1 protein-coding gene is annotated in these 1,119 nt (G+C 60.0%); it reads left to right on the top strand.

Annotation, left to right across the window (positions count from 1 at the left end; translation table 11 throughout):
- Positions 1-1,119: Ig-like domain-containing protein (locus CER19_RS03620; protein ID WP_178088096.1), on the top strand; the 1,119-nt coding region annotated here is incomplete at both ends.

A 1,119-nucleotide genomic window follows, 5' to 3' on the forward strand; every position in this document is an offset into this window, starting at 1 on the left:
TCGGGCACCACCTGGAGCTACGATAACCAAGCGGCAACCCTGGCTGACGGCACCTATAACGTGCAGGTGCGTGTCATCGACACGGCCGGCAACGTGGGTCAAACCGCGAGCCAGAGTGTAACGGTTGATGGTGTTGTTTCGACTGCAGCGATCGCGATCACCTCGATCACAACTGACTCGGGCGCGAGCGCAACCGACTACATCACCAACGACAATACCCTGGTCTTCAACGGCACCTTGGGCGCTGCCCGGGCAGCCGATGAAAAAGCGCTGCTCAGCCTGGGCGGCGTCGTGTCCTGGCTGGAGACCGCTGTATCGGGCACTACCTGGAGCTACGATAACCAGGCAGCTACCTTGGCTGACGGCACCTATAACGTGCAGGTCCGCGTCATCGACACAGCGGGCAATGTGGGTCAAACCGCGAGCCAGAGCGTCGTCATTGATGGTGCTGTATCAAGTGCAGCCATCGCGATTACGTCGATCAGCGTCGACTCGGGTGCTAACACTTCCGACTACATCACCAGCGACAACACCTTGGTCTTCAACGGCACCTTGGGTGCTGCCCTGGCAGCCGATGAAAAGGCGCAGATCAGTCTGGACGGCGGGGCGACCTGGCTGGACAGCACTGTATCGGGCACTACCTGGAGCTACGACAACCAGGCCGCGATCCTGGCTGACGGCACCTATAACGTGCAGGTTCGTGTCATCGACACAGCTGGCAACGTAGGTCAAACCGCGAGCCAGAGCGTGGAGGTGAATGGTGGGGTACCAAGTGCAGCCATTGCGATCACCTCGATCACTACCGACTCCGGTGCGAGCGCAACCGACTACATCACCAACGACAACACCCTGGTGTTCAACGGCACCTTGGGTGCTGCTTTGGCAGCCGACGAAAAAGCGCAGATCAGCCTGGACGGCGGGGCGACCTGGCTGGACAGCACTGTCTCGGGCACCACCTGGAGCTACGATAACCAGGCAGCTACCTTGGCTGACGGCACCTACAACGTGCAGGTGCGTGTCATCGACACAGCCGGCAACGTAGGTCAATCCGCGAGCCAGAACGTCGTCATTGATGGTGTTGTTTCGACTGCCGCCATCGCAATTACGTCGATCAGCGTC

Origin of the sequence: Pseudomonas sp. GL93, from assembly GCF_003408955.1 — a bacterium.
Taxonomy (GTDB): Bacteria; Pseudomonadota; Gammaproteobacteria; order Pseudomonadales; family Pseudomonadaceae; genus Aquipseudomonas; species Aquipseudomonas paracarnis.